This window comes from uncultured Brachyspira sp., assembly GCF_949287625.1.
Taxonomy (GTDB): Bacteria; Spirochaetota; Brachyspiria; order Brachyspirales; family Brachyspiraceae; genus Brachyspira.
This window is the reverse complement of the sequence record NZ_CASEGO010000029.1, coordinates 1-24,380: the sequence shown is the minus strand read 5'-3', so window position 1 is coordinate 24,380 and position 24,380 is coordinate 1. Positions and strand designations below refer to the sequence as shown.

The following is a 24,380-nucleotide window of genomic DNA, read 5'->3' as shown; positions in this document are numbered from 1 at the left end:
TCATAAAAGAATACATTCTACTTTAAATTATGATACTCCTATGCTATACTTTAAGAAATTAAGGAATACTTAAATGCAATATGTATGGAACCCGTGCACATTTTAACTAACTTGTATCAACTTAATTAAAAATTAATATTAGTTTTATAATTAAATATTAGATCTGTTTCAAAATCTATTTATAAATAATTTTTACAAGTTTGTCATTTTATGCAAAAATTATATAATATTGATTATTATATAAATATTTTACATGCTGTATAAATTATATACTTAAAATAGACTTGTTTCAAAACTATTTTTATTTATAGTTGCGGGGACTAGCCCTGCGAAGCACACAGTCGTGCCCGCTCTGTGTGCCGACGAAGTCCGCATTTTGCGTCGGCAACCCCCAGTTCTTTTGTGACGCTGTCCGTGCCGTAGGCAGGTGTGACACAAAGAACCATACGCTGTACGCCTCGCTCTGCGTGCCGTAGGCAGGCGAAAAGACTGCATTTGACGAAGTCCACCTTCGCTCTGCGTGCCTGTGGCAAGGTGCAGCCTAAATTTCGAGTATTACCACACATTTAATACATATCTTTAAAATATAAAGTTCTAGCAATTGCGTTTTTCGTGAAGCGTATCCTAAGGATAAAAACTTTGGCGAAGCCCGCAGAGCGTGTGCGGCAAAAAAGTTGATAATTCTGTATAATGTGCACCAATTGACAAAATAAAATTGTTCCAGTATAACATGTAAAACGTTATATTTGTAATTTGAAACATTAAATAATTTCATATTTAATGTTGTCAAGTAGTTTCGAAACAAGTCTAATATAAAAAATGCATTTTTTTCTATATATGTATTAATATGCATCAACACTTATCATACACCCAATAACAAAAAACTATGGCTAACAAAGTACACAGTAGAATACTATTATATTATTCAAATGGAAAAAACAAATTATAAAATCAAAAATACTATAAAATTACATACATGCAAATTCTTTTAATTTTTCATGACTAAGCCTATAGGAAATCCAACCTTTCATTTCAATAGTATTGAGTGATAAATAAAAATCAATACTAGATTTATTCCAATCCAAGCACTGCCAATCAAGTCTTTCACATCCTCTTTCAACAGCAATTTTGGCAACCTCTTTTAAAAGTCTTTTTCCATATCCCAATCCCCTGTAATTAGGAGTTATGTATAAATCTTCTAAATATATCCCAGCTTTTCCCAAAAAAGTAGAAAAATTATGAAAAAATAATGCATACCCTATTTCAGTATTATTTTCTAACGCTATTAATACTTCGCATTTATTTTTTTCAAATACCCATTCTCTTAATATATCCTCAGTTGCCGTAACTTCATTTTCTAATTTTTCGTACGCAGCAAGCTCTTTTATAAACTTTAATATTGTAGGTATATCATTGAGAGATGCAAATCTTACAGAAAAATTATTATTTATTTTATCACTCATATATATGCCTTATTATTTTAAATTATTAGGATTTAAGCATTTAAGACTATCAATAACAAATATTCCGTCTTTTCTTATTAGCTTATCATCAAAATAAATCTCACCGCCGCCGTATTTTTTAGTCTGAATACATACCAAATCCCAATGCACAGAAGAGTTATTTCCATTAGGAGCTTCATCATAACAGGCACCAGGCGTAAAATGAAAACTTCCCATAATTTTTTCATCAAATAATATATCTTTCATAGGCTCTGTTATATAAGGATTAACTCCTATAGCAAACTCTCCTATATATCTTGAACCGCTGTCAGTATCTAATATCTTATTTATTCTTTTAGTATCATTACAAGAAGCATTAACTATTTTACCATTTTTAAACTCAAACCTTACATTCTCATAAGTAAAACCATCACTATATAAAGAAGGGGTATTATAAGTTAAAACACCATTAACAGAATTTTTTACAGGGGCTGTAAATACTTCGCCGTCTGGAATATTAAGCTCTCCTGCACATTTTATAGCGGGTATATTTTTAATAGAAAAAGTTAAATCCGTACCATCTCCTACTATTCTAACTTTATCAGTTTTATTCATAAGAGAAACCAAACTATCCATAGCTTTAGACATTTTTGAATAATCTAAATTGCATACTTTAAAATAAAAATCTTCAAACTCATCAGTACTCATAGAAGCCTGCTGTGCCATTGCCGGTGTAGGATAATTCATCACAACCCATTTTGTATTTTTTACTCTCTCTTTCATGTGCACTGGATTGAGATAAAACTTTTCATATATCTTATTATTTTCTATCTTTACAGAAGAGTTCTCAGCACTGTTTAATCCGCCCCATATACCTATATAAGCGTCCATTTCTTTCATAAGCATTAAATCTGATTTAGCCCAAATTTTCATCTGCTCTTCATTACACTGTTTTAATAATTCTCTCATTATATAAGGATCATGATTCCAAACAAATGGACTAGCACCTGCTTTATAAACTTCATTAATAATAGCTGTAACTAAATTACGCTCATCACCTACTCCGTATGATTTTATAAGAACCTTTTCACCTTTTTTTAATTTGCATGAATAATTAACTATTGTTTTTGCCAACTTTTCTATTCTTGGGTCTTTCATAAATACACAACTCCTTAAAACAATTTTATTAATCAATTTTACACAATTAATTAATAATAATCAATAAAATCAATAGTATATATAGTAAAAAATTATTTAAATTGTATAATAAAATATATAAAAAAATTACTTTAGGTTATAAAAATGAAAAAAAATATATTATTAATTTTATTTACTCTTTTATTTGCATCTTCAGTATATGCTGCTAATAATGCAAAAGATGTTGAAGGATTTTGGGCTATGCCTGAAAAACCAAAAGGAAGAATGAAAACTGCCAAAATAATAGTTATAGATAATAAAGTTTATGCATATGCTGTAGAACTGCAGAATAATGTAAAAAGCACATTAGATATACATAATCCTAATAAAAGCCTAAGAGATAAAGAACTCATAGGACTAATATTTATATATGATATAGTATTTGAAAACGGAGAATGGACTGCTGGAAGAATATACCATACAGATCAAGGAAGTACATACTATGCTAATATAAATCTTACTGAAGATAAAAATACGTTGCTGTTAAAGGCTTCTCTCGATAAATCAGGAGTTGTAGGAGCAACTGTAAAATGGAGAAGACTATCAAAAGAGGAATCCTCAAAATATAATGATATACCTATAAATAAACTTCGTACTGCAAAAGGTAAAGGAATATAAAAAATATATTAATGCTTTAAAAAACTATATAAGTGTACATAATATACTTAACATATTTTATTATTATATTAATTTATAACATAGCTATGTATATTTTATGTAAAAAATTAAAAAATAAAAATTAAATTTCATTTTTGTTATTGACATAATCTTTTTTCTAGTATATAAGAACTGTGTTAATTTTTAGAATTGGCAAAAACTATTTCGGAGTGAATAAATGAAAAAGATTTTTATTTCTATAATCATTTCAAGCATGTTTATGCTTATTTCCTGCTCAGGAGGTACTTCAAATCCAAATGATATAGTAATCACAGGTTCTTCTTCAGTTTCTCCATTGATGTTTAAATTGGCTGAAAAGTTTGAAGAACTTAATCCTGATTATACTGTAATAGTAGAGACTTCTGATTCTACTATAGGAATTCAAGACACTGTAAACGGAAATAATGATATAGGTATGGCTTCAAGAAATTTGAAAGAAGATGAGCTTTCAGGACTTGACTCCTATTTATTATGTCAGGACGGCATAGTAATTATAGCAAATAAAGATGCAGACATAAATCAAATAAGCGAAGAAGAATTATACAATCTATATATGAATAATACAGCAATAGGTACTATAACTAAATCAATATCAAGAGAAGACGGTTCCGGTACCAGAAGTGCTTTTACAGATTTAACCTTGATAGGCAAAGATAATCCTCTTCCTGCAACAGTAGAAATACTTGATGCTACAGGAAAGGTAAAAACTTCTGTTGTGAGTGATTCATCAAAAATAGGCTATATATCTTTAGGTTCTATTGATGATACAATAAAGCCTCTGGCATACAAAGCAAAAGGGCAAAATGAATATGCTGCGGCTTCTGTAGAGAATATACAGAATAATTCGTATAAACTTTACCGTCCTTTCTACATATTCACCAAAAAAGGAATTGAGCTTGATGCAGGAACTAAAGCTTTCTTAGATTTCATAAACAGCGAGACAGGAAAAACGGTAATAAATGAAAATGGGTATGTAGCTAGTTAATAAAAAATAAAGCCGATATACAACAATTAATATTTGTATATCGGCTTTTTTATTAGTACAAATTTTTTTATTTATAAAAAATTAACAACAAAATAGGATATATATTTTGAACAGCAATATTAATAAACATATAATTAATGAAATTTTAGATAATACTATGAAATATATATTTTTTATATGTTCTATATTTTCGGTTATAGTTGTATTTTCAATATGTATTTTTATATTTATCTACAGCATTCCAATATTTAAAGAAGTAGGATTTTTAAATTTTGTTTTTGGTATGAATTGGTCGCCTTCATCAAAAAGTTTCGGAATATTTCCGATGATAGTAGGCTCTGTATATATAACAATTCTCTCTACAATTCTTGGAGGAGGATTCGGATTTTTTACAGCAGTTTATATATCTATGTTTGCACCGTCAAAATTAAAAGCAATATTATCACAAGTTATAGATTTGCTTGCTGGAATACCTTCAATAGTTTACGGATTTTTTGGAATGGTAATATTAGTACCTTTTCTAAAAAATATCTCCCCGAATAATATCGGCGAAGGAGTGTTAGCAGGCTCTATAATACTTGCTGTTATGATACTTCCTACAATAACATCTATTACAAAATATAATTTAGAGGCAGTATATAAATATTATTATGACGGAGCTATAGCATTGGGAAATACTCATTCTCAGGCTATTTTTGGCGTTATAGTAAAAGCTGCAAAATCTGGTATATTTTCTGCTGTAGTGCTTGGTATGGGAAGAGCTATAGGAGAAACTATGGCAGTTATGATGGTGGCTGGAAATGCTCCTTTTATACCTAAAGACTTATTTTCATACTTCAGAACTATGACTATTAATATAGCTTTGGAAATGGGATATGCAACAGGTATTCATAGGTCGGCATTGATTGCAACAGCATTTGTACTTCTCATTTTTATACTTATGATAAATATTATACTTTCTCTATTAAAAAGAAATAATTTATATTTTTCATTTTCTTTAAGCAGTTTACTCAATAGAAATAAAGAATTAAAAAATGATATAAATAATTTCTCATTTAAAAATGTAAAAATGAAAGTATCAACAGTAAAAGCTGATATACTAAAATATATTTCAATAACAGCTTCTATTGTATCAACACTTTTTCTTATATTTATAGTGGTCTTTATACTTATAAGAGGAATACCTCATATTAACTTTAATCTTTTATTTGAAAAAAGCGATAATTCTCATATGACGCTTCTTCCTGCTATAGTTTCTACTGCCATGATACTTTTTATGTCATTAATAATAGCAATACCTCTTGGAGTTTTTGCTGCAATTTATTTGGTAGAATATTCAAAATCTAAAAGCAAATTAATATCAGTTATAAGAATATTTACTGACAGTTTATCTGGCATACCTTCAATAGTATTCGGACTTTTCGGCATGCTGGTATTTTCAAATCTTTTCGGTATGGGAAGAAGTATATTAGCTGGTTCTCTAACATTGGTTTTAATAATACTTCCTTCTATAATAAGACAAACTGAAGAAACATTATTATCTATTCCATCAAGTTTACGTGAGGGAAGTTTGGCACTTGGAGCTTCTAAAGTTAGAACTATATTTAAGATAGTACTTCCTTGCGGTTTTTCTGGAATAATGACTTCTGTTATACTTAGTATCGGAAGAATAGTAGGAGAAAGTGCAGCATTAATATATACTGCAGGTGCGGTAAGATATATGCCTAGAGGATATTTAAGTTCAGGAAGTACATTTTCTGTTATGATGTGGATGTTTTCAAGCGAGGGACTTTATATAAATCAAACTTTTGCTACAGCAAGTATTCTGCTTACTATGGTTATATTTCTTAATGCTTTATTATTCTTTGTTAACACAAAGCTGAAAAGAGATTATTAATAAATGGAGGTTACATGATTAAAGAATTAAATAATAATATAAACTTTGATTTTAACATTGATAAAGTTATAAGAACTAGAAATTTAAATCTGTATTATGAAAGTTTTCAGGCTTTAAAAAATATTAATATAGATATAAATAAAAACAGCACAACTGCATTTATAGGTCCTTCAGGCTGCGGAAAGTCTACCCTATTAAAAACTTTTAACAGAATGAATGATCTAGTGGATAACTGCAAAATAGAAGGCGATATAGAAATAGCAGGAGTTAATATTTACAATAAGAATGTTAATGTATCATATTTAAGAAAGAATGTAGGAATGGTATTTCAAAAGTCCAATCTTTTTGCTATGAGTGTTTATGACAATATAGCTTACGGACCTAGAACATTTGGAATAAAAAAGAAATCAGAACTTGCAGATATAGTAGAATACAGTTTAACAAAAGCAGCTATTTGGGACGATATAAAAGACAGGCTCAATAAAAATGCTTTAGGACTTTCAGGGGGACAGCAGCAGAGATTATGCATAGCCAGAGCCTTATCAGTAAATCCGAAAATACTTCTTATGGATGAGCCTACAAGTGCATTAGACCCTATAAGTACTGGTAAAATAGAAGATCTTATTAATGAACTTAAAAATGAATACACTATAGTAATAGTTACTCATAACATGCAGCAGGCTATGAGAGTATCGGATAAAACTGCATTTTTTCTATTCGGTGAAATAGTGGAATATGATGACACAGAAGAAATATTTTCTAAACCTAAAGATGAAAGAACAGAAAAATATATTACCGGAAGATTCGGATAATTTATATTTTTTACATTTTATAAAAATAAATGGAGAAACAATAAATGAAAAAAATTGAAGAATTAAATAAATTAACAGATTATGTTGCTGAAGCTGGAGATATGATACTGGAGGCTTTAAGAAACTCTTCTAATGCCTTGATAAACGGAGATATAGAGCTTGCTAATCAAGTAATAGAAAATGACAGAAATATAAATAGAATATCATACAAAATAGAAAGTGCATCTTTAAAAATTCTTTTATTAGAACAGCCTGTGGCAACAGATTTAAGAATAGTTTCTGCTACATTAAAAATAGCTACTGACCTAGAGAGAATAGGAGATCAGGCTAAAGATATATGCGATTTAATTAGATTTTTATTAGAAGGTAATTTATATAAAAATAATATTGATACTTTAATAGAAATGTCTAAAATTATAGACTACATGGTTACAAACTGTCTTAAGGCGTTCATAGAAAAGAACGCTCAATTATCAAGAGATGTTATAGAAAGCGATGATAAAGTAGATAAACTATTTTATAAAATGCGTGATTCTATGGTAGAGCTAATAAAAAGCGGTGCTGAAAATGCTGATCAAGCCATATATTTAATGATGATAGCAAAATATTTTGAGAAAATGGGAGACCATGCTGAAAATATAGCCAAATGGGTTTATTATTACACAACAGGAGAAAGATTTAAATAATATAGTTATTTAAATTAATGTATCTATTGCAATTTTATAGTTTATACAATAGACTTGTTTCAAAAGTACTTGACAAGATTATATTTGAAATTTTGCTAATTCATAAATTATTAAAATAATGTTTTAAATGTTGTATAACTTATTATTTAAGTATATAAATATGCAGTCCTTTTGCTTCTCGCCGCAGGCGTACTTCGTATGGGTCACCACCGAGTAGGTGCCTAGACGGCAAAAGAAGTGGGGGTGTGGGGGCTAGTCCCCGCAATTATAAATAAAATTAGTTTTGAAACAAGTCTGATATATGCAGTTTTTAGTCATACTGCTAATATGTAAATAATAATAAATTATATAAAAATTTTATATATATTCTTGTTAAGTACTTTTTAAGTACTTTGAAACGAGGCTATTAAAAAATAATATATATCCCCTAGCCTACTCTTATCAAGTTCCATTTTGCTATGATTTTTATGAAGTATATATTTATTTTTTCAATATTATATTTTTTTATATGATTAAAAATTATAATAAAATATTTGACAGAAAAAATAAAATCATTATATTATGTTTATAAAATTAAATAAAATAGGATTTTAATATGGCCACTATAAGAGAAATAGCCAAACTTGCAGGAGTTTCAATAGGAACTGTCGATAGGGCTTTAAATAACAGAGGACGTATTGATCCTGAAGTTGAACAAAAAATACTTGATATTGCTAAATCATTAAATTACAAGCCAGATAAAATAGCTAAATCTCTTGCCATAAGAAAAAAGAAATTCAAAATAGCTGCTGTACTCAATACTTATAATAATGTATTTTTTGAAGATGTTATAAAAGGTATAGAGATTGCAGGAAAAGAAATAGAAGAGTTTAGAATGTCTGTTATTATAAAACGCTGTAAAGATTTTGATGCGGATAATCAGTTAGAGCTTATAGACGAGGCTGTTCAAGAAGGTGCTAATGCTATGGCAATAGTTGCTATAAATGATAATAGAGTTATAAATAAAATATCTGAGCTTCATCATAATAATTTTCCTATAGTACTTTTAAACTCTTTTGTAAATAGTAATGATTGTATAGCATATGTCGGCTGTAATTATGATTTGGCAGGAGAGATAGCAGCTTCTCTTTTAAATATTATATCTAATGGGAATCCTATTAATTTGCTTGTATTTTCTAATAATTTTAATAAAATGCTTGGTAATAAAAAACGTGTTGATAGTTTGGCAAACAGACTTAAAACAGATTATCAAAATGTCAGGCTTCAGTCTATAATAGAAATGGAAAAAGATAACAATCTCAATTTTGATAAGAGTAAGTATAATTTATTGAAATATAATGATACAGATGTAGTCATATGTCCGGGAGCAGAAACCAGTAAATATGTTATAAATGCTGTCAAAGAATTAGGTCTTTATAATAAAATAAAAATTATAACGTATGATTTTTCGGAAGTTGTAAAAGATGGGCTTTTGGACAGAGGTATCATAGCTTCAATAACACAAAATCCAAAAGAACAAGGATACAGAGCAATAAAAGTTTTATTTGAATATTTACTTACAAAAACTATACCAGATAAAAGATACACATATATAGAAACACAGGTAATATTCAGAGAAAATTTATTATAGTATTTTGTATTAATTATTTATTTTTAGTTATATACTGGAACAATTTTATTTTGTCAATTGGTGCACATTATACAAAATTATCAACTTTTTTGCCGCACAAAAAAGTTTTTATCCTTCGGATATGCTTCACGAAAAACATAATTGTTAGAACTTTATATTTTAAAAATATGTATTAAATGTATGGTAATACTTAAAATTTAGGCTAAAAATGCAGTTCTTTCGCCACAGGCGTACAGACGTCATAAAATAACTGGGGTGTGGGGCAAAGCCCCATATATTAAAAACAAAATATAACTTCATTTTGACAAACTGTATTTGTTTAGGTATATACTAATAAATATTTTACCACCACTTTATAAGTTCTGTTATCTCTTCTCTATATTCAACAAATTTAGGATCAGCAATATTTCTCGGATGCTGCAAATCTATATGTATTTCTTTTTTTATAGAAGTAGGTTTATTAGTCAATACCAAAACTCTTTCTCCTAAATAAACTGCTTCCTCAATATTATGAGTGATAAATATTATGGTAGTTCCCAAAGTTTTCCATATATTTAAAAGTTCATCTTCTAATTTAAACCTTAAAGATACATCTAATTGTCCGTAAGGTTCGTCCATTAAAAGAAGTTCTGGTTCTACAGCAAATGCCCTAGCTATAACTACTCTTTGAAGCATACTAGCAGAAAGTTCGCTTGGATAAAAATTTCTAAACTTTTCAAGCCCTACCATTTTTATAACCTTATCAGCCCTTTCATTTATTATATCCTGAGGAAGTTTTTTTATTTTTAATCCGAATTTAATGTTTTCTTCTACTTTGAGCCAAGGCATAGTAGAATATTCCTGAAATATATATGCTATATCATGTTTTTTCAAATCTACATGTTCGCCGTCTATTCGTATAGCCCCGTAGGTTGGTTTATATAGTTTAGTAAGGCTGTTTAAGAATGTAGTTTTACCGCATCCTGTAGGACCTACTATACATAAGAACTCACCTTTCATAACATCAAATGATATATCATTTAAAACCAATAAATCTCCGAATTTTTTTGTAAGTCTTGAAACTTTTACTTTAACTTCTCTAGTATCATTTGTCATAAGTATATCCTTTTAATGTTATAGAGTTATATCCATATTGTCATTTATTTCATTTCTAATTTTTAAGAAATTAGGGTCTGTTAATTTTCTAGGTCTTGGCAAATCTATAATATATTCTTTTTTTACAACTGTAGGACAATTTGTAAGAAGTATTATTCTATCACCTAAATATACAGCTTCTTCAATATTGTTAGTAACAAATACAACAGTTCTTTTTTCTTTCTGCCAAATTTTTTCAATTTCTTCTTCCATCATATACCTTGTTTGTGCATCCAAATGTCCGAAAGGCTCATCAAGAAGCATTACAACTGGTTCATTGCAGTAAGCCCTCGCTATACCTACCCTCTGCCTCATACCTCCTGATAATTGATTAGGATAACTATTTTCAAATCCGTTAAGACCTACTAAATCTATATAATATTTGGCTTTTTCTCTTCTTTCTTTTTTTGGTATGCCTCTTGCTCTAGGACCGAACTCTACATTTTCCATAACGGTTAAAAATGGAAATAAAGCTGTAGTCTGATATACAACCCCTCTCTCAGGGTGCGGTGCTGTTACCTTTTTGCCATTAACTACTATATCAGAGTCTTCAGATGTTTCTAATCCTGCTATTAAATTTATTAATGTAGTTTTTCCGCATTGACCTGGTCCGAATAATACCACAAATTCATTTTCTTTAACTTCAAGGCTAATATCTTTTATGACTTCTTTATATCCATGTTCGCTGAAAAATACTTTATTTACATGATTCATTTTTATAATAGTTTTATTTTCCATAATACAACCTAAATTAATTTTATATTCCTGTAGAATTCCAAATAGTTAATCTTTTTTCTATATATCTCATTAAAGAAGATAATAATAAACCAACTATACCTATAGTTATCATACCAGCCAAAACCTGAGGAATATTTGCTGTATCAGACCCTCTTATTATAACCCAGCCTACACCTGCAAATGAACTAACCATTTCAGCAGCTAATACACCCATCCAGCTTACGGAAAAACCTACCTGCATTCCATTAAATATTTGAGGTACTGAAGCTGGAAGTATAACATGCAAGAATATATCTCTTTCATTAGAGCCAAGCATTTTAGCAGCACCTATTAAAGTGGGATTAACCTGTGAACTTCCTGCATAAGCGTTTAAAGTAACATTAACGAAAGTACCAATAAATATTATAAATATTTTTGGAACCTCCCCTATTCCGAACCAAAGTATAGCCATAGGTATCCAAGCTATGGGAGGTATTTGTCTGAATACTTCAAAAAATGGTCTTACTACAGCTCTTACATATTTATTTACTCCCATAGATATACCTAGTATAATTCCTGTTACAGCACCTATTGCAAAACCTGCTAATACTCTGAATATACTTATTAGTACATGTCCCAATATGGTTTGCTGACCTATATTATGATTTATACTCCATATTAAAAATTTAAATACTTCTAATGGTTTAGGTGTAGTTATTTTTATAGGGGTATAAGTTGTTAATAACTGCCATACTACCAAAAATCCTGCTATGGATATGACTGCCCAAATAGGTTTTTCAAAATCGGATAATTTAATTCTTTTTTTATCTTTCATAAATACCCCTTATCATCTCTTAACAAATTTCTTCTCTAAATATCCTAATCCCACTGATAGAATAGCACCTACTGCCCCTATTGTAAGCATACCAACTATTATTAAATCAGCCCTAGCTAACTGTCTATTTAACTGTATCATAAATCCTAAACCTCTGCTTGCAGCAAGCATTTCAGCAGCACATAGAGAAGTCCAAGAAGCCCCCAATGATACTCTAAGTCCTGTAAATATATAAGGCAAGGCTGTAGGTATTGCAACTTCTTTAAGCATTTGTCCTCTTGAAGCTCCGAAAGTCTGAGCAACCCATAAATGTACCTGTGTAGTGGCTTTTATTCCGCTGTATGTATTAATAACGCAAGGTACAAATGCAGACATAAATACTATTGCTGATTTTGCTCCTAATCCTATACCAAACCATAATATCATCATAGGTATCCATGCTATAGTAGGTATCGGTCTTATAAGGTCGAATAATGGAGTTGCTACTAAATTGAATTTTTTAAACCAAGCCATACATATGCCAAGCGGTATTCCTATAGCAGCACCTAAAAAATAACCAGTTAATGCTACTTGCAAAGAAGCTAATATATGCTGGAATAATGTACCATTATCTGGTGCTTTGTTTGTAAGTTTATAAATAAAGGATTTAAAAACTGTATAAGGACTTGGAAGAGAATATGAAGGAAATAATTTAAATACATCTGTTATTAACTGCCATATTATAAGAAATATTACAACAGATATTACAGATATAATAAAAAATTTATTTCTCTCTCTTTTTTTATTGGCTATGACGATTTTTTCTTTTTCTTTAAGTGAGGAATTAATTATTATATTCTCTTCCATTTTATAAAGTCCTTTACAATTATATTATTAATTCAATGCTTTATTTAATAATTCAGTATCTACATTTTTATCAACAATAGGAAGTTTATCTTCTGTAATAAGTGATTGGCTTGCAAAGAAGTCAGCAGTTACTCTTACAGAATCTCCTATTTTTATATTTTTAATTTCTTCAGTAGTAACAAAAGGACGAGTAGCTACTTCAGACTGACATGCCTCTATAGTAGAGCTTGATCCGTTTTTTGTATACCAATTTAATAATTCTTCTGCTGCCATATTAGTATCAGCTTGTAATGCATCGCATGCTTCTAAGAATGCTTTAATATATAAAACTATAGTATCTTTTTTATTATTAAATGCTTCATCTGATACTATTATTGAGTCAAACTGAGGTATATTTAATGTAGTTAAACTAGAAACTATTTTCATTCCGTCAGCTTCAGCAGAAAAAGAAGTAGGAGGATTTAAAGCAGCTGCATCTATTTTTTTTGCTTTTAATGCTTGATATGCCTGAGGGAATTCCATATGAACTATATTAACAGTATTAGGATCAACATTTATAGCTCTTAACCAATGTATAACATTTAAATGAGATATTGTTCCAGTAGGTACAGCTATAGTTTTACCTTTTAGTGTAGCAGCATCTCCGTAAACTTCTGGAAAGTCTTTATTAACACCTTTTACAGTTAAAATGTCGGAGTCTGGATTAACTAATACTTCTATTCCGCCTTCAGAGTGTCCTATATCAGCAACAACATGAGCATTATAATTAGCTAAAGAATAAACAGAAGCAGCACTTAAAGTACCAACTTCCCATAAACCAGCACCTAATGCTTCATTCATAGGACCGCCTGATGGGAAATATACAGTTTCAATTGTAAAACCATATTTTTGATCCAATTTGTTATTTATCATATACTCAATAGGTACAGAGTTTAAAAAAGGCATTACAGCTACTTTTAATGTTTTGGCATCTCCAGAAGATGATGAGCCTTTATTAGCACATGAGGCTAATATAAACAAACTTGTAACTGCAATTAATAGCGTAATAATAAATTTTAATGTTTTTTTCATTTTTATTATCTCCTTAAATTAATATATATTTAAATAAAAATTACCAACTAGCATATCTTTTATTTAGAGGATCACTGCATTCTATTATCTTATGACACATTTCAAGAATTAATTTATTTTTTATTTCATCATACTCCTTATTAAAAAATAAATTATTCTCCTCATTAGGATCTTTTTGCAAATCATAAAACTCTCCGTATTCTTCATCTAAGAATATAGAAAGTTTGTATTTTTTAGTTCTGTAGGTTTTTATAAATATGCCTCTATCATGAGCATCATAAGTAACAATAGCACCTTTTTTGTATGTTTTTTCTTTATCTTTTCCTATAAGTATATTTTTTATGCTATGACCTTGTATACCATAAGGTACTTCTTTTCCTATTAATTCCAATACTGTTGGTACTATATCTATATTTTCTATTATCTCATCACTTTTATTTTTTATAATATCTTTTCCATAAAATAGTAAAGGAGTTTTTATGAGGCAGTCATACATGAAAGGACCTTTTCTTAATAATCCGTAATCCCCCAAATATTCTCCATGATCGCTTGTAAATATTATTATTGTATTATCCCATTCATTTTTTTCTTTTAATTTATCTATAATCCTACCTATCTGTGCATCTATAAAACTAATCATACCATAATACAGTTTTTTTATCTCTTCAATTTCTTTTTCTGAATAGTTATGTTCTTCACCTCCTCCAGGCCAATATCCTCTATCTCCTTGTTTGGTTAGATATTCTGGTCTTTTGCTATCTAATTTTAATTTGCTGTTAAGTTCTTTAGGTTTAATATCTTTATAAATATCATAGTATTTTTTTATAGGGTCAAAAGGATGATGCGGATCTACAAAACTAACCCACATAAATAACGGTTTATCAAAATCAAAATTATCCATTTCGTCTATTGCTTTTTGAGCTGTCCAATAAGTTTGATGTAATTCTTCTTTTATAGGGTTAATTCCATCATGTCCTTTACCAGTTTCCAAATTGCATCCATGACTATTGGCAAAATCTAAATATTCACCTTGTTTATCATCTTCTGTTATATGTGTAATATCAAATCCGAAATATGTTTTATCTTTTTCTCTTACTCTGTCTCTTTTAGCTACATATTCAAATTCCCAGTTAAGATTTTTGAGCTGCGGTCTGAAATGCATTTTTCCAGAAGCTATATTAAAATAACCTTCTTTTTTTAGATGATCTGCCAGTGTTATTTCATCTTCATCTAATTCTGTACCTATATTCCAAGCACCTGTATTCATAGGATATCTTCCAGTAAATATTGATGCTCTTGATGGTGTACATACAGGACTCGAACAAAAAGAATTGGTAAATACGCTTCCATTTTCTGCTAATTCGTTTAATACTGGGGTTTTTACTTCTTCGTTGATATATCCTATAGAATCAGCTCTCATTTGGTCTGCTGTTATTAATATAATATTAGTTTTTTTATTCATTTTTAATCTCTTTTATAGTTGCGTGTACTGTAACATTTATATATATAGTATAGTAAATAAATTTCTAATTGTCAATTTTTTTATTAAATATTTTTGAGTTTATCTTTTTATATATCATAACTATTCTAATTTTATAGTTATATATAGTGATATTATTAGCTCTATTGTAATTTTATATAGGGTTTTACCGATACTCTGCATACTTATGTTTCCAAGTTATTTTGTGTCTGTTATATACTATATAAACTATATGCTTAGAGAAATACTAGATCTTTATATATTATTTGCATAATGTTATTTTACATTAGAAAATAATAATATATAAAAAATCACTCTAAATAAAAGCTGTAATATATATTTTTGATATTAACTGTATTATTAACTGTATAAAAAAACAAAATTGCAGCACTTATATTGTTTGTAATAGATTTTGAAACAAGCCTTAAATTATATTATTAATTTTTGATGGTTATATTATTCTGAAATATTTATATAGCCTATTGTTTATATTATAATGATAAGTATTATGTTATAGAAGAGAATACAATTATAATTTATTAAAAAATTTTATTTTTTCTCATATTTTACTATACGCAGAAATTAAAACCTGCAAACACTATTGACATATACATTAACATAATATAGAATTATGTTAATATACTATACTTGCGGAGTTTTTACATGAACCCTGTTCTTCAATTAATACTAACTTTTGTTGTACCTCTATTACTTATCGGTATTTATAGCGTAATCAATAGGAAAAAAAATTATAATGATAATAATTTTAATGATATGTTTGCCGAAGAGAAAGCTGTTTTGGAAGGTATTGTAGAAGAGAAAATTTCTGAGGTTAGAGATAATGCTATAGATTTGGAAATAGCAGTTAAAAAAGCTGGTTTTATAAGCAAATCTATGGAGGAGGATCTAGCTAAACTAAATAAAAGGATAGAATCATATAAAGATTATAAAGCCGCAGTTTCGCAGTATCAGGAACAAGTTGATTCTCTTGAAGAGGCTTATTTAGAGATACTTAATAAAGTAGATACTGTATTAAAAGAACGTAATACTATAGAAAAAACATATAAAAGAATATCTGATGTTAAGGCTAAAATGTCAGAATTAGAAAAAAATGTAGGGTCTATACAGGATAAATTAATAGAATCTTATAATTCTAAATTAAATGAGTTTGAGAGCGAACTTTATAAGAGATTTGATGCCCTTACAACTAATTTATTAGCTAGAGACGCTCATTACAGTACTATGGCAGAACAGGAAAAAGAAAAAATATCTGCTCTTACAGAAGAATTCAAACTTCATGTTGCCAAAAAAGAAGAATTATTTACAAATCAGCTTACTCAGCTTGCTGAAAGAACAGCTCGTCATAATATAGAGCAGCTTGCAGAACTATTTGAGAAAGGAAGAGATGAGCTTATAAACAAATATTCATCATTTGCTGATGAAATTGATGTTAAATCTAAAGATATAGAAAACCGTTATGAAACTTTAAGCCAGTCTAAAGACGGACTTGAAACAGAATTAAATAATTTAAGAGATACTATACATGACAGATTAAACTCTATAACAGAATCAAGTGTATTAGAGTTCCAAGATGAAATGGAAAAAACTAAAGAAATGCTCTACTCTACCCTAAAAGAGGGTCTTGAAAAAATAAGTATGGACAGAGAAGAGTTCTTGGATTCTATAGAGCAAAAAGCTCATTCTTTGGAAAAATCTATAGATGATATAAAAGATAAAGCTGATTATATAAGTAAAGATTATGCTGAGAAAGCTCACCAGTTAGAAAGTGAGTTTTCAGTATTAAAAGACGATATAAATAACAGATTTATAGCCGAAGTTGAGAATTTCTCTAATCATATAAAAAATGTTCTTGAAAATGAAGATGATGGTGTTATAACTCTTTATAGAAACAAAACTAAAGAACTTAATGATTTAATCATATCTATAGATGGTATGAGCGAAGAAACTATGCTCAGAGCTGAAAGCAGATTTGAAGATATTGTTAACGACATAGATAAATTAAAAGATGATATCTTAACAAGAGCTCAAGATGATATGGAATATTCTATAGATAATGCCAGAAGTTCTTTAATAGCAGAAATTAATGAGCTTAGAAATGATGTTGAGACAGAAACTAATCTTTTAAAAGATAAAATAGATGAAACACATTATCAAACTTCTGAAATAATATCTATACTTAATAATAAACAGGAAGAAATACTTGATTCTTTAAGCCTTCAAAAAGAGTATTTGTATAAAGATTTAGAAACTCAGGCTAATGATAGAGTAAATGAAATAGAAAAGTTGTTTGCAACTGTTAAAAACGAGTTGGAAGAAAATATTAATATATACATAAAAAATACATCTTCTGATTTAACTGCTATTGACGAAAAATTATCAGGTTTAAAAGAACAGTATGATAAAGCCTCTTCTGATATAGATACTTTAAGCAAAGAAACAGAATCTAATATAAAAGACAATATAGAAAAACGTTTAGAAATATTAGAAAAAACTTCAGTAGAAATTAACGGATTGGTAAGCAGAGCCAATGAAAAATTGGATGTAGGAATGAAAGATGCTGAAGACAGAATAGAAGGCATTAAAAAAGAAATATCTGACTACAGCGATGCATATATAGATAGTTTGAAATCTCATTTAAAAACTGTTTTAGATGACTATGAACAAACTAAAATGAAAGCTATAACTGATAGTATAGATTCTGTTATAAGTCAGGTTGATGAAAGTGAAAAAAGACATGATGCATTAATGAGCAGCATAGAAAATTCTTTAGATGATTTTAGAAATAAAGTAGATGCTGCTGTAGATGAAAATATCAAATTTAATGAAGAAACTAAAAAAGAAGTAGCTGATATGCTTCATGACGAACTTCGTCAGGCTACAGATTCATTTGATACTCTTTTAAATGAAAAAAGAGAGAGTATGAATAAAATAAAAGATGAAATTGAAGATATATTGCATAGAGTTGAAAATGGAAGAGATGTATTTGAACGTACAATAAATAAAGTGTATGAAAATGCTGAAGATAAAGAAAAAGAATTAATGTCTGATATAGAGGATAAATATAATTCTTTGGATAAAAAAATTGACGGAGTATTAGATGAAAGAAGAGCAGATTTGAATGCTATAAGTGCAGAATATCATGCTATGCTTGAGAAGTACTCTAATAATCTAAAAGATGATTATGAAGAATTAAAACATCATGCTTCCTTAATGACAGATGAATATAAAATGCGTATAGAAAATTTAGGTGAAAGAATCAATGAAATAATTGATAATGCTAATAACATGCAGTCTGTTGTCGATGCTAAAACAGGAGAAATGGATTCTTATATAGCAGATAAAAAAGATGAAATTGCTAAAAGAACAGAGAGTATATTTACAAATATAGAATATGATACTTCCAAAAAATTAGATGAGCTTAAATCATTAATAGATAATGCTATAGCTAAATACCAAGATGAAATAAAAGAAATAGAAACTTATAGACTTGAAGAAAATAAAAGCATTATAGAAGATGTAGAAAATATAGGTGCTGGTATAAGAAAAGATTATGAACAGTATACTAATATGCTTGAAGAACTTTATAACAAAGAAAAAACTTCTTTGAATGAGCATGTTAATACTTTGAAAGATGAGATAGAAAAAGCAAGAGAAGAATCTGAAGCTAAACATCTTACTAATGAATCTAATTATATAGATGATTATTTGAATAAAGCATCTTCAAAAATAGATGAAGAGGTTAATCGCCTAAATGAAGAGCTTAATGATTCATTTAATACATTATACAGCGGTTTTTCTAAAATATTAGCTAAAATAAGAAAAGCTAATCATAAAAAAGCATTGCAGTCCATTGCCAAAATTAAAAAGCATGCTGAAAAAGTTATATCTAATACAGCAGCAGAAGTTAGAGACAGTCTTGGCTTAACATTAGAGGATTTGAGAAATGAGTTTATATCATTAAAAGATAATGTTGATGACAGATTAAGAGAACAGGCAGATAAATTAATATCTAATAATGAAAATGTGCTTGCTATATTAGATGATCATGAGGCTAGACTAGAAAAAATAAATGATATATCTAATATTATAGAAACTATAAAAGAAACTTTGTCTGAACAGATAGAAGAGTTAAAATCTAATATTTCAGACAGCAGTGATTATGTTAATAACAGAATAGAAGAAATTAAATCTTCTATAATAGACAGAGAAGAATTAATAAATTTGCATGATAGTGAAAGAGAACTTCTTAAAAATCAGATAGAAGATATAAAAGAAGAATTTGAACTATTTAAAGATAATATAATAAGAACTAATGAAGTAGAGATACCTACCCTATTCGATGAGGAAAAAGAGAGAATAGAGAGAATGTTTGATGAGTTTAGTAAGAACCTGCTTATGAGACTCACTGACAATGAAAGCGATATACATTATATAAAAGATGTATTATCTGAAGAGAGAAGTCATTTAATATCTCAGATAGAACTTTTAAGAAAAGATGTTGATGATATAAAAGATGATAACACTGTAACTGTTTTATCAGAAGAAAAAGCTGTTCTTGAAAACTCTTTAACTGCTTTAAGAGATGATTTTGATAAGATAATGGATTTGGAAAAAGATTTTGTTTCTCTTAAAAATAGAATGGAAGGTATTGACAGCGGATTAAAAGATGATGTTAAAGATTTATCTGATAAACTAAAAAGTTTTAGAGATAACTTAGAAGAAAAGATAGAAAAAGATTCAAATGGTCTCTATAAAGACATAGAAAATCTTAATAAAAATTTTGAAACTGTTAGAGACAATATGTCTAGTTTATTAGATAGAAATGAAGTTGAATCTTTAATAAATAATGAAAAAGAAAGATTAAACTCTATATTTGAAAGTTTAGCTTCTAATAATGAAGATTTTAAAGACAGATTAGAAAAACGTATATCTTATTTTGAGGACGTATGGTCTGATAATACTAGAATAAAAAGTATATATGCTTCAGATATAAGAGAAGAGGTTGAAAATATAAGAAAAGAAGCTGATGTTAAATATGATAATCATATAGCTCAATTAAAAGAGAAAATGAAATTAATTGAAGAGGATATATATGATTGGAAAAATGGTAATTTGAATACTTTGCTTGCTCAGTTAGAAGATGCAAGAAAAGGAATAGAAAGTTTTATAGATACTTCTGAATCTAAGAAAAATCAATTCTTAATTGATATGCTAAGCAGTATAGAAAATAAAGAAAGTGAAATATATGCACGCATAGATGAGAAGATATTGAATGCTGAAAATAAACTTTCTGATATAGATGAAAAATTAAATAATGCTATAGGCAATAGTCTTGAAAGTATTCATAATAGAATAAATGAATCTGTTGCAAAATATGATGAAGAGATAAAAAGAATAGAACATCATAGAGCAAATGAAGCTGAAGATTTAATATCTGATATGGAAGATTTGGGCAACAGTATACGTGAAGATTATGAAGAATATTCTATAATGATAGATAAAATTTATGAAGATGCTGTGGCAGAATTAGAAACTCATCTTGATAATATTAAAAAAGAAATAGAAAGAGCAAGAGCCGAATCTGAAGAAAAACATTTGTCTAATGAAAAAAATTATATAGATGATTATTTATTAGATTATTCTGAAAAAATAGAAGCACATGTTAATGATAAATTGAGTATATTAACTGAAAGTAAAGCTCAGTTAGATGATATGATAAAAGATTCATTCAGCACTCTTAATGCTAATTTGAATGATACTATATCTAAATTTAATGAAGAAGCAAATACTCAAATATACTCTGTTGTTGAAAGATTAGAGAGAGAAGCAGCAGCAAGATTGTTTAGCGATCAGAAATATATGTCTGACTTGGAAGAACAATTAAGAGCTATTAGTGCAAAAATAGATAATGAACTTTATAATATTTCTTCTAAATTAGATAGTGAAATATCTGATGTTAGAACAAAATATAAAGATTTGAGCACTGATTTTGATGAAGCATTAGATATGATAAAAAGTTCTATCCTTGATAGGGATGAACTTATGGAGCTTCAGTCATCAGAAAAAGAACTTTTATCTGAGCAGATGGAAACTTTGAGAACAGATTTCGATACTTTCAAAGATGAACTGTTAAAAGCTAATGAAGAGGATATACCTACTCTATTTAATGAAGAAAAACAAAAGATAGAAAAAGCATTTGAAGATTTTACTAATGTCATACTAGATAGAATGGTGGATTCTGAAAATGATATTAATAATGTAAAAGATGCTATATCAGAAAATAAGGCTTCTTTCTTAGAAAAAGTTGAAAATATTAAAAGAGATATAGAATCAATAAAAGAAGATAATACCATAGCTCAGCTTGCTTTGGACAAACAGTCTTTGGAAGAGTCTTTTAATGCTATAAAAAATGATTTCTCTAAATTAAATGATTTGGAAAGCAATTTTTATCATTTAAACGATAGACTTGAAGATTTCCAATTGAAAGTTGCTGCAGACAATGATAATTTATTTGAAAATATAGACAATATAAAAAGCAGTATAAAAGATTCTATAAGCAAATCTTCTGAGCTTGATGATAAATTTACTTCGATAAAAGATAATGTATTTACTGTATTAGGTAAAAATGAAAATATAGAAAATATGTTTGCTGAGGAAGTAAAAAAATTAGATGAATTATTTAATAACTTCAAAACTGATAATGCTGAGTTTAGAAGCAGATTAGAAAAACGTATTGATTATTTTGAGGATATATGGTCTGACAGTAACAGAATAAGAAGTTTGTATGCAGCTGATTTGAGAGATGAATTAGACAGCATAAAAGCAGAAACTGAAGTTAAATTAGAAAATTATCTTAATGATTTAAATGACAGAATAGAAACTATTAATAATGATGCATCTTCTTGGAGAGATGAATATATCAATGATTTCAAAGAAAAAATTGATTCTCTTGATAAAGATATATCAAGCTGGAAAGACGGACGTATTAATGAGCTTTTAGAACAGTTAGAAAAAGCTAAAGAAAATATTAATAGCTATTTAGAATCTTCTGAAGGTAAGAAAGAAGAGTTATTATCTGATATACTATCAAAAATTGAAGAGAAAGAAAACTCTCTCTACGGAAAAATAGATAGCAAGATAGAAGAGATAGAAAATAGATTGTCTGTAGTAGACAGCAAAGTATCAGATGATATAGCTAGAGGATTGGAAGAGATACAATCTGTAGTAAATAATGCTGTAAACAAATATGATGAAGAGATAAAAAATATAGAACACCATAGATCTGAAGAAAGTTCTAAACTGTTAGAGGATATACAATCAGGTTATGATTATTATTCTAAACTTATAAATAATACTTATAAAGATTCTTTGTCTTCTTTATCAGAGTACACTAACAGAATTAAAGCAGAAATAGAAAAAGCTAGAAAAGAAACAGAAGCTAAACATCTTAATAATGAAAAAAATTATATAGATGAGTATTTAAAAGAATATTCATTAAAGTTAGATAATCAGGTTAATGAAAAGATAAATGTGTTAAATGATACTAAAAATCAATTAGATGATATGATAAGAGAATCATTTAATACTCTTAATAATAACTTGAATGAAGCTGTAATTAAGTTTAATGAAGAAGCTGACACTAAAATTAATGCTACTCTTGAAAGATTAGAAAGAGATGCTTCTGAAAAATTATTAGACTATAATAATTATGTTTCTGAGTTGGAAGATAGTTTAAGAGTTCTTAATTCTAAAATAGATAATGAGATATACAATGTATCTTCAAAACTAGATAGTGAAATATCTGATATAAAAAATAGATATAAAGAGCTTAGTATAGATTTTGAAGAATCATTGGATATGATAAAAGGCTCTATTCTTGACAGAGATGAACTTATGGATTTGCATACATCTGAAAAAGAACTTTTATCAAGCCAAATAGATGAGCTTAAAAATAATTTCAATACTTTGAAAGAAGAAGCAATTAATGCAGGAAAAGAGGATATCCCTGCCCTATTTGATGAAGAAAAACAAAAAATAGAAAATGCTTTTGAACAGTTTACTAATGCTCTATTATATAGAGTAAATAATTCTGAAAATGATATTAATTATCTTAAAGATGCTTTATCAGAGGATAAACTTTCTCTATTAGAAAAAATAGATAATTTAAAGTCTGAAATAAGAACTTTAAAAGAAGAGGATAAAGTAAATAAATTAACATTAGAAAAACAGGCATTAGAGGAATCTTTTAATGCCATAAAAAATGATTTCTCTAAATTAGAAGATTTAGAAAATCACTTGCATGAATTAAAAAATAACATGTATACTGCAGATGTTAATTTGAAAGATGAAGTTGCCAATTTGTCCGGTAAATTTGCTGATATTGAAAATAAAATAAATGAAAATAATGACTATATAGACAGAAATATAAGCAATAATATATCAGCATTAAATAAAGATATTGATATAATAAAAAATGCTGTAAATGATTCTATAAATAAATCATCAGAATTAGAAAATAATATTCTAAAAGACAGAGAAGATTTAGAAAATAAAATTGATTCTCTAAAAGAAAGTTTAATAAATATATTAGGTGATAATGAAACAGTAGAAGGCTTATTTTCTAATGAAGTAAAAAGAATAGATGAATTATTTAATAACTTCAAAAAAGACAGTATAGATTTCAGAGACAGATTAGAGAAACGCATAACTTATTTTGAAGATACTTGGTCAGACAGTACTAAGATAAGAAGTTTATATGCGTCAGAAATGCATAATGAACTTGAAGAAGTTAAAAATGCAGTAGAAAAAAGATTTGAAAACTATCTTAATGATTTAAGTTACAAAATAGAAAGCATAGATAAAGATATATCTAGCTGGAAAGATGTACGTATCAATGAGCTTTTGGAACAATTAGAAAAAGCTAAAGAAAATATTAGTAGCTATTTAGAATCTTCTGAAGGTAAGAAAGAA

The 24,380-nt window shown here is 28.1% G+C and carries 14 protein-coding genes and 1 pseudogene; 7 read left to right on the top strand and 8 right to left on the bottom strand.

The window, feature by feature from the left end:
- Nucleotides 1-968: 968 nt before the first annotated feature.
- Both Q1X91_RS06355 and Q1X91_RS06350 read right to left on the bottom strand, forming a co-directional pair.
- Nucleotides 969-1,463, bottom strand: a complete 495-nt coding sequence (locus Q1X91_RS06355; protein ID WP_300754657.1) for a GNAT family N-acetyltransferase — start codon at nucleotides 1,461-1,463, stop codon at nucleotides 969-971.
- A 12-nt stretch (nucleotides 1,464-1,475) separates the two neighbouring features.
- Entirely contained in the window at nucleotides 1,476-2,600 is a 1,125-nt protein-coding gene (locus Q1X91_RS06350; protein ID WP_300754654.1) for an aminopeptidase, read from the bottom strand.
- A gap of 144 nt (nucleotides 2,601-2,744) precedes the next feature.
- Between Q1X91_RS06350 and Q1X91_RS06345 the strand changes: the two genes are divergently transcribed.
- The 6 genes from Q1X91_RS06345 to Q1X91_RS06320 all read left to right on the top strand — a co-directional run bounded on the left by Q1X91_RS06345 (nucleotide 2,745) and on the right by Q1X91_RS06320 (nucleotide 9,306).
- A complete protein-coding gene (locus Q1X91_RS06345; RefSeq protein WP_300754652.1) occupies nucleotides 2,745-3,257 on the top strand; it encodes a DUF2147 domain-containing protein in 513 nt (170 codons plus the stop codon).
- Between the two features lie 217 nt (nucleotides 3,258-3,474).
- Nucleotides 3,475-4,281, top strand: coding sequence for a substrate-binding domain-containing protein (locus Q1X91_RS06340; protein WP_300754649.1), 807 nt, complete (start codon nucleotides 3,475-3,477; stop codon nucleotides 4,279-4,281).
- 106 nt (nucleotides 4,282-4,387) lie between these two features.
- A complete protein-coding gene (gene pstC, locus Q1X91_RS06335) occupies nucleotides 4,388-6,178 on the top strand; it encodes a phosphate ABC transporter permease subunit PstC (RefSeq protein WP_300754646.1) in 1,791 nt (596 codons plus the stop codon).
- Between the two features lie 14 nt (nucleotides 6,179-6,192).
- The gene (gene pstB, locus Q1X91_RS06330; RefSeq protein WP_300754643.1) at nucleotides 6,193-6,990 is read left to right on the top strand and encodes a phosphate ABC transporter ATP-binding protein PstB; all 798 of its coding nucleotides are present in this window, start codon (nucleotides 6,193-6,195) and stop codon (nucleotides 6,988-6,990) included.
- A 44-nt stretch (nucleotides 6,991-7,034) separates the two neighbouring features.
- The gene (phoU, locus tag Q1X91_RS06325; protein WP_300754640.1) at nucleotides 7,035-7,676 is read left to right on the top strand and encodes a phosphate signaling complex protein PhoU; all 642 of its coding nucleotides are present in this window, start codon (nucleotides 7,035-7,037) and stop codon (nucleotides 7,674-7,676) included.
- Nucleotides 7,677-8,271: 595 nt separating this feature from the next.
- Nucleotides 8,272-9,306, top strand: a complete 1,035-nt coding sequence (locus tag Q1X91_RS06320) for a LacI family DNA-binding transcriptional regulator (RefSeq protein ID WP_300754638.1) — start codon at nucleotides 8,272-8,274, stop codon at nucleotides 9,304-9,306.
- Between the two features lie 342 nt (nucleotides 9,307-9,648).
- On the opposite strand, the gene Q1X91_RS06315 is transcribed toward Q1X91_RS06320, so the two are convergent.
- The 6 genes from Q1X91_RS06315 to Q1X91_RS06290 are packed head-to-tail and all read right to left on the bottom strand — an operon-like array spanning nucleotide 9,649 to nucleotide 15,371.
- Nucleotides 9,649-10,401 (bottom strand): ABC transporter ATP-binding protein, encoded by a 753-nt coding sequence (locus Q1X91_RS06315; RefSeq protein WP_013112694.1) that lies wholly within the window; start codon nucleotides 10,399-10,401, stop codon nucleotides 9,649-9,651.
- An 18-nt stretch (nucleotides 10,402-10,419) separates the two neighbouring features.
- Nucleotides 10,420-11,178, bottom strand: coding sequence for an ABC transporter ATP-binding protein (locus Q1X91_RS06310; RefSeq protein WP_300754634.1), 759 nt, complete (start codon nucleotides 11,176-11,178; stop codon nucleotides 10,420-10,422).
- A gap of 19 nt (nucleotides 11,179-11,197) precedes the next feature.
- Complete coding sequence (locus Q1X91_RS06305; RefSeq protein ID WP_300754631.1) at nucleotides 11,198-11,992, bottom strand: ABC transporter permease; 795 nt, start codon at nucleotides 11,990-11,992, stop codon at nucleotides 11,198-11,200.
- A 12-nt stretch (nucleotides 11,993-12,004) separates the two neighbouring features.
- Nucleotides 12,005-12,838, bottom strand: coding sequence for an ABC transporter permease (locus Q1X91_RS06300; RefSeq protein ID WP_013112691.1), 834 nt, complete (start codon nucleotides 12,836-12,838; stop codon nucleotides 12,005-12,007).
- 27 nt (nucleotides 12,839-12,865) lie between these two features.
- Nucleotides 12,866-13,909, bottom strand: a complete 1,044-nt coding sequence (locus Q1X91_RS06295) for an ABC transporter substrate-binding protein (RefSeq protein ID WP_300754621.1) — start codon at nucleotides 13,907-13,909, stop codon at nucleotides 12,866-12,868.
- 40 nt (nucleotides 13,910-13,949) lie between these two features.
- Nucleotides 13,950-15,371 (bottom strand): sulfatase-like hydrolase/transferase, encoded by a 1,422-nt coding sequence (locus tag Q1X91_RS06290; RefSeq protein WP_300754617.1) that lies wholly within the window; start codon nucleotides 15,369-15,371, stop codon nucleotides 13,950-13,952.
- A gap of 681 nt (nucleotides 15,372-16,052) precedes the next feature.
- Here Q1X91_RS06290 and Q1X91_RS06285 point away from each other — a divergent pair.
- Nucleotides 16,053-24,380 (top strand): annotated as a pseudogene (locus Q1X91_RS06285) (hypothetical protein); the annotation flags it as partial.